At 71.1% G+C, this 7,027-nt stretch carries 5 protein-coding genes; 3 read left to right on the top strand and 2 right to left on the bottom strand.

Features of this window, described 5'->3' with window-relative positions; all coding sequences use genetic code 11:
* Window positions 1-16: 16 nt before the first annotated feature.
* Together nhaD and WAT24_RS15805 are read right to left on the bottom strand one after the other, a co-directional pair.
* Window positions 17-1,363: a sodium:proton antiporter NhaD gene (nhaD, locus tag WAT24_RS15800; protein ID WP_336808861.1), complete on the bottom strand. Its 1,347-nt coding sequence runs from the start codon at window positions 1,361-1,363 to the stop codon at window positions 17-19.
* A gap of 50 nt (window positions 1,364-1,413) precedes the next feature.
* Window positions 1,414-2,862, bottom strand: a complete 1,449-nt coding sequence (locus WAT24_RS15805; RefSeq protein ID WP_336808862.1) for an MFS transporter — start codon at window positions 2,860-2,862, stop codon at window positions 1,414-1,416.
* A 140-nt stretch (window positions 2,863-3,002) separates the two neighbouring features.
* Here WAT24_RS15805 and rnk point away from each other — a divergent pair, with 140 nt between their 5' ends.
* From rnk to epmA, 3 genes are all read left to right on the top strand, one after another.
* Entirely contained in the window at window positions 3,003-3,410 is a 408-nt protein-coding gene (gene rnk / locus WAT24_RS15810; protein ID WP_336808863.1) for a nucleoside diphosphate kinase regulator, read from the top strand.
* Between the two features lie 197 nt (window positions 3,411-3,607).
* The gene (ligA, locus tag WAT24_RS15815; RefSeq protein ID WP_336808864.1) at window positions 3,608-5,986 is read left to right on the top strand and encodes an NAD-dependent DNA ligase LigA; all 2,379 of its coding nucleotides are present in this window, start codon (window positions 3,608-3,610) and stop codon (window positions 5,984-5,986) included.
* The gene (gene epmA, locus WAT24_RS15820; RefSeq protein ID WP_336808865.1) at window positions 5,983-6,927 is read left to right on the top strand and encodes an EF-P lysine aminoacylase EpmA; all 945 of its coding nucleotides are present in this window, start codon (window positions 5,983-5,985) and stop codon (window positions 6,925-6,927) included. The genes ligA and epmA overlap by 4 nt, the downstream gene beginning before the upstream one ends.
* Window positions 6,928-7,027: the final 100 nt, after the last annotated feature.

Below are 7,027 nucleotides of genomic sequence, written 5' to 3' on the forward strand. Positions count from 1 at the left end.
GCGCGCTGAGCCGGGGTCAGGGTCCGTCGAGTGCCAGGTGCAGGGCGATGCTCGCGACGTATCCCAGCGCGATCGCCCAGCTCCAGCGCAAATGGCTCATGAAGGTGTAGCACCCGCGCGAGGCGCCCATCAGCGCCACGCCCGCGGCCGAACCTACCGACAGCAGGCTGCCGCCGACGCCGGCCGTGAGAGTGATCAGCAGCCACTGCGTCTGGTCCATCGGCGGGTTCATCTGCAGCACGGCGTACATGATCGGGATGTTGTCGATGATCGCCGAGAGCACCCCCATGCCGGCGTTGGCGAAGGTCGGGCCGGCCGTGCCGTAGAGCACGTGCGAGGCCAGTTCCAGATAGCCCAGCGCCGCCAGGCCGCCCACGCAGCCGAACACGCCGTAGAAGAACAGCAGCGTGTCCCATTCGGCGTTGGCGATGATGCGGAAGATCGAGTAGGGCTCCTGCTCCATGCCCTGCGCCAGCGCGTAGTGGCGCTGGCGGCGGTCGATGCGCGTTGCCAGCAGGTTCAGCAGGGCCAGGCCGGTCAGCATGCCGTAGGCGGCGGGCATCCCCAGCCACTGCTTGCCGATCACGGTGATCGCGATGGTCAGCGCGAAGGTCAGGCAGATGCCGATGCCGCCGGGCTTGACGTGCACGCGTCCCGGCAGGGACTCGGGCAGCCCGCGGGGCAGGGCGAAGTGCATCGCCAGCGCCGGCACCAGCCAGTTCGCCAGCGACGGCAGGAACAGCCGGAAGAATTCGAAGAACTCCGCCTTGTGCGCCTGCCACACCATCAGCGTGGTGATGTCGCCGAACGCGCTCCAGGCGCCGCCGGCATTGGCCGCGACCACCAGGTTGATCAGCGCCAGCGTGGCGAAGCGCAGCTGCCCGCCGCCCACCGCGAGCACCACCGCCGACATCACCAGGGCGGTGGTCAGGTTGTCGAGCACCGGGGACAGGAAGAAGGCCAGGGTGCCGGTGATCCAGAACAGCTGCCGGTAGCTCAGCTGCCGGCGGGTAAGCTGCGCGCGCAGCGCCTCGAACACGTTGCGCTCGCCCATCGCGGTGACATAGGTCATCGCCACGACCAGGAAGAAGAAGATCTCCGCGTACTCCAGGAACATCGCCTGGAACGCCTCGCGGGCAGCCGGCGAACCGCCGTCGTTGCGCGTCTGCCACGCGATCAGTCCCCAGATCAGGGCGGCGGCCAGCATCACCGGCTTGGACTTGGCGATGTGGATGCGCTCCTCCAGGACCACCGCCACGTAGGCGAGCACGAACAGGACCAGTGCCAGCCATCCGGCCGGGTGGTGGGTCAGGTGGAAGTTCGCGCCGGCTTCGGCGACCGCTGCGATGGACTCGGGGGACATCGGTTTCCTGCTTGGGCGGAATCGGCAAAGCCTAACAGGCCCGGCCCGGGTTACGTCCCCTTCGTCGGACCGGGCCGGTCCGGGCGCAGCCGGCCGAACACCCGGCTGGCGCTGGCGGTGACCAGCGCGAGCAGCAGCACCGTCCAGCGGAAAGCCGCCACGTAGTCGGAATGGGCATGCCCCTGCAACAGCGATTCCATCAGCAGCGTGGCCAGCGCGATGCCGAAGCTCATCGACAGGTACTGCGCGGTGGACGCCATCGAGGACGCCATCGAGGCGTGCCGTATGTCCAGGTCGTGGTAGATCAGGGTGTTCATGACGGTGTACTGCATGCCGGCGAAGCTGCCGTAGAGGAACACCATCGACGCGATCAGCCAGGCCGGCGTGGTGCGCCCGAACAGCGCGAACGAGGCCAGCAGCAAGGCCACCAGCAGGGTGTTGCCGAGCAGCAGCCGGCGATAGCCCAGCCGCGCCAGCGCGCGGTTGACCAGCCACTTGGCGCTGATCGAGCCGAGCGCCTGCGGCACCATCATCAGGCCGGCCATCAGCGGGGACCAGCCGCACCCCACCTGCAGGAACAGCACCAGCAGCAGGAACATGCCGGAGATCCCCAGTCGCGTGAACAGGTTGCCGGCGAGCGCCACCCACACGCTGCGTACCTTCAGCAACGCCAGGTCGGCCACCGGGAAGGCGGTACGCCGGCTGTGCCAGAGGTAGGTGACGCCCAGCAGCAGTGCCAGCGCCACGCATTCGCCGACCCGCCCCCAGGCGACGTGCTGGTCGCCGACCAGTTCCGAGGCGGTCAGCAGCAGCGCCGACGCCGCGCCGAACAGCAGGAAGCCGAACAGGTCGAAGCGGTTGGCGTGGTGCAGCCGGTAGTCCGGCATGTCCCGCTTGTTCATCCACAGCCCGGCGATGCCCACCGGCACGTTGATCAGGAAGATCAGCCGCCAGGAGGTGAACTCCACCAGCGCGCCGCCCAGCAACGGCCCGAGCACGGAGCCGAGCAGCCCGAAGGTGGCCACCGTGCTCATCACGCGCACGAACTCGTGGCGCGCGATGCTGCGCACCAGCACGTACCGTCCGACCGGCATCAGCGCGGCGCCCCCCACGCCCTGCATCACGCGGGCGGCCACCAGTTGCGGCAAGGTCTGCGCGATGCCGCAGAACAGCGAGCCCAGCGCGAACACGGCGATGGCCGCGCCGAACACGCGCCGCGTGCCGAAGCGGTCGCACAGCCACGGGCTCGCCGGAATGAGGATCGCCAGGGTGAGCACGTAGCTGGTCAGCGCGCTGCGCATGCCCAGCGGCGTGACCGCCAGCGCCTGGGCCATCGCCGGCACGGCGGTATTGACGATGGTCGAATCCAGCGCCTGCATGAAGAAGGCGGCCGAAACCAGCCAGATGAGCCCGCGAAACGGCTCACGCGTGGGTGCCTGCGGTACCGCGGCCGCGCCCGGGTCGAGGACGGGGGCGGGCGGGGCGGTGTCGTTCGGCATCCGCACATGATAAAGGTGGCGCCGCCTGCGATGCGTGCATGGGGCGCCGGCTTGGCTTCCCGGCAGGCGCCACCACATCGATCGACAGCGGCCTCTTGCGAGGCCTCCCCCGCCTGCGGAACCGCCTACGGAGAGCCCGCATGAGTCGTCCCGCCATCGTTCTGTCCCGCCTCGACGTGGAACGTATCGAGACGCTGCTCGACGGCCTGCCGGCCGCCGAGTCGCGCCAGCACGAGGCCCTGCGGGCGGAGCTGGAGCGGGCGGAGGTGCGTGAGCCGGCCGAGATGCCGCCCGACGTGGTGACGATGAACTCGACCGTCACCTTCGGCGACGACACGGGCGGTCGGCCGGTCACCGTGTCGCTGGTCTACCCCGCGGCGGCTGGCACGCCCGGTACCGTGTCGGTGCTCGCGCCGGTCGGCAGCGCCCTGCTCGGCCTCGCGCGGGGCCAGGAGATCGAGTGGCCGATGCCTGGCGGGCAGTCGCACCGCCTGCGGGTCGTCGACATCGTCTACCAGCCCGAGGCCGCCGGGGACCTGCACCGCTGATGGCACGCGACCCGGGCCCGCTCGACGCAGAGCGGCCCGGCCTGTCGTTCGCGGCGCCGGTCGGCAGGTCGTTTCGCCAGCGCGCCCGGGCCTCCGGGCGAGCCGCCACCGGTGGTCGGTACGTTGGGCGTGCAGAGGGCCGGAGGGATGTCGGCGCCGCACTGCCGGGCAGCTGGGGCAGTCGCTAAACTCCCGTCATGCATCCGAATCCCCCCGCATGGCATCGTCGCGCCGCCGAGCTGCGCGAGCGCATCGAGCAGGCCAACCATCGCTATTACGTGCTCGACGATCCCGACATCACCGACGCCGAGTACGACCGCCTGCTGCGCGAGCTGGAGGCGTTGGAGGAGGCGCATCCGCAGCTGGCCACGCCGGACTCGCCCACCCGCCGCGTCGGCGCCCGTGCGCACGGCGGCTTCGCCGAGGTGCACCACGCCCTGCCGATGCTGTCGCTGGGCAACGCCTTCGAGCAGGACGGCCAGACCGACCGCGAGCGCTTCCGCGAGATCGTCGAGTTCGAGCGCCGCGTGGAACAGACGCTGGATCGGCGCGAGCCGGTGTTCTCGGTCGAACCCAAGCTCGACGGCCTGGCGATCAGCCTGCGCTACGAGCAGGGCGTGTTCGTGCAGGGCGCCACCCGCGGCGACGGCGAGACCGGCGAGGACGTCACCGCCAACCTGCGCACGGTGCGGGCTATTCCGCTGAAGCTGCGCGGCAGCGGCTGGCCCGACGTGCTCGAGGTGCGCGGCGAGGTGATCATGCTGCGCAAGGACTTCGAGGCCTTCAACGACTACGCCCGCGCCCACGGCGAGCGGCCGCTGGCCAACCCGCGCAACGGCGCCGCCGGATCGCTGCGCCAGCTCGACCCGGCGGTGACGGCACGACGCAAGCTGAGCTTCTTCGCCTACGCGGTCGGGATGGTCGAGGGCGGCGAGCTGCCGCCGACGCATTCGCAGACGCTGGCCAGGTTGCGCGAATGGGGCTTCCCGGTCTCGCCCGAGGCGGACGTGGCGCGCGGCTTCGACGGGCTGATCGCCTACTACCGGCGCATCGGCGCCAAGCGCGACAGCCTCCCGTACGACATCGACGGCGTGGTTTACAAGCTCGACGACTATGCCGGACAGCGCGCGATGGGCTTCGTGTCGCGCGCGCCGCGCTGGGCCATCGCGCACAAGTTTCCGGCGCAGGAACAGAGCACCGTGGTCGAGGCGATCGAGATCCAGATCGGGCGCACCGGCGCGGCCACGCCGGTGGCACGGCTGCAGCCGGTGCAGGTGGCGGGCGTCACCGTCACCAACGCGACCCTGCACAACGCCGACCAGATCGCACGACTGGACGTGCGCGTGGGCGACACGGTGATCGTGCGCCGCGCGGGCGACGTGATTCCCGAGGTGGTGCGCGTGCAGACCGAGCATCGCGCGCCCGGCGCGCAGCCGTGGACGATGCCGGCGACCTGTCCGGTCTGCGGCTCGGCGCTGATGCGCGAGGAGGGCGAGGCGGCCTGGCGCTGTACCGGCGGGCTGGTCTGCCCGGCGCAGCGCAAGGAGGCGCTGATCCACTTCGCCTCGCGGCGGGCGATGGACATCGAGGGCCTGGGCGAGCGCTTCGTCGACGCGCTGGTCGAGCTGGACTACGTGCGCACGCCGGCCGACCTCTACGACCTCACCGTCGAGCGCTTCGTCGCCATGAAGCAGGCGATCGACGAGCGCGAAGGCACCACGCCGGAGACGGTGAAGGCGGGCAAGATCGCGACCAAGTGGGCGGAGAACCTGGTCGCCGGCATCGACGCCAGCCGCCGCACCACGCTGCCGCGCTTCCTCTATGCGCTTGGCATCATGCACATCGGCGAAAGCACCGCGCGCACGCTGGCGACCTGGCTGGGCAGCCTGGCGATGGTGCGCAGCACGCCCGCGCCGGTGCTGCGGGTGCTGCCGGACATCGGCGACGAGGTGGCCTCGTCCATCGCCGGCTTCTTCGCGCAGGAGGGCAACCAGCGGGTGGTCGACGCGCTGCTCGCCGCCGGCATTGCCTTCGCGGACGAAGCGCCGCCCTCGCCGCGCCTGCGCGAGAAGCTCGGTCTGGCGGTGCTGCTCGACCACGCCAAGGTTCCGAAACTCGGACCCAAGAGCACGCGGCTGCTGGTCGAGCATTTCCCCACGCTGGAGCGCCTGCTGGCTGCCGGTCCCGCGCACTGGATCACCGCCGGTCTGCCGCAGGCGGCCGCCGCCAACCTGGAGGCCTTTCTCGCCGAGGAGGCCAACCTCGCCCCGCTGCGCGAGGCCGAGGCGGCCATGCGGCGCCTGCTCGACGCGCTGCCGCAGCAGACGGCGCAGCGCGCGCCGCTGGAGGGCCAGACCGTCGTGCTCACCGGCACCCTGCCGACGCTGGGCCGCGACGAGGCGAAGCAGCGGCTGGAGGCGCTCGGCGCCAAGGTGGCCGGCTCGGTCTCGAAGAAGACCTCGTTCGTGGTGGCGGGCGAAGCCGCCGGTTCGAAGCTCGACAAGGCACAGGAGCTGGGCGTGCCGGTGTGGGACGAGGCGCGGTTGCTGGCCCTGCTGGCGGAGCACGGCGGGTGAGCGCTTCGCTGCGCCTGCGCGCGCGCCTGTACGCGTCGGTCCGTGGCTTCTTCGCCGAACGCGGGGTGCTGGAGGTGGAAACGCCGATCCTGTCGGCCGCCGGCAATACCGACCCCAACATCGAAAGCTTCCGCACCACCTTCAGCGGCCACGTCGATGCCGGCGCCCGCGAACGCTGGCTGCGCACCTCGCCGGAGTTCCCGCTCAAGCGCCTGCTCGCGGCGGGCGTGGGCGACTGCTACGAGCTCGGCCGGGTATTCCGCAACGGCGAGGCGGGCGGGCGGCACAACCCCGAGTTCACCATGCTGGAGTGGTACCGGGTCGGTTGGGACCAGCGGCGCCTGGCCGACGAGGTGGTGGAACTGGTGCAGGCGGCGCTGGCGCTGGTTGGGCGCGAGGCGCCGGTGCAGGTCGCCGCGTACCGCGAACTGTTCCTGCGGGGGCTGGGTATCGACCCCTTCACGGCGCCCGACGAGGCCTTGCAGGCTCCGCTGTCCGGCCTCGGCATCGGACCGGAAGGGCTGACCCGCGACGACTGGCTGGACCTTCTGCTCTCTCACCGCCTGCAGCCGGCGTTTCCGCGCGACCGCATCACCGTGGTCCACGACTACCCGGCGAGCCAGTGCGCCCTGGCGCGGATCCGCGCCGGCGACCCGCCGGTGGCCGAGCGCTTCGAGCTGTACCTGGGCCCCTACGAACTGGCCAACGGCTACCACGAGCTCAACGACGCGGACGAGCAGCGCGCGCGCTTCGAGCGCGACAACGCGGTGCGCCGCGCCCGCGGCCAGCACGAGGTGCCGATCGACGCGCGCCTGCTGGCCGTGCTCGGCGCCATGCCCGCCTGCGCCGGCGTCGCGCTGGGGGTGGAGCGGCTGCTGATGTGCCTGGCCGGCACCGACACGATCGCCGACGTGCTGGCGTTCCCGTTCGCCGACGCCTAGCTGTGATCTCTCAGTAGGTTGTTCACCCGGGGCGATCCCGGAGATTCTGGAGGTGCGACCCAACCAGCACACCAGGAGCCCCGGATGAACCTGCATAAAC

The sequence above is a fragment of the Fulvimonas yonginensis genome, assembly GCF_037137055.1.
GTDB classification, from domain to species: Bacteria; Pseudomonadota; Gammaproteobacteria; order Xanthomonadales; family Rhodanobacteraceae; genus Frateuria_A; species Frateuria_A yonginensis.

What these genes read in the sequence shown, in the direction of transcription:
- ligA (WP_336808864.1), top strand. Translation starts at nt 3,608, where the DNA reads ATGCATCCGAATCCCCCCGCATGGCATCGTCGCGCCGCCGAGCTGCGC.
- WAT24_RS15805 (WP_336808862.1), bottom strand. Translation starts at nt 2,862, where the DNA reads ATGCCGAACGACACCGCCCCGCCCGCCCCCGTCCTCGACCCGGGCGCG.
- rnk (WP_336808863.1), top strand. Translation starts at nt 3,003, where the DNA reads ATGAGTCGTCCCGCCATCGTTCTGTCCCGCCTCGACGTGGAACGTATC.
- nhaD (WP_336808861.1), bottom strand. Translation starts at nt 1,363, where the DNA reads ATGTCCCCCGAGTCCATCGCAGCGGTCGCCGAAGCCGGCGCGAACTTC.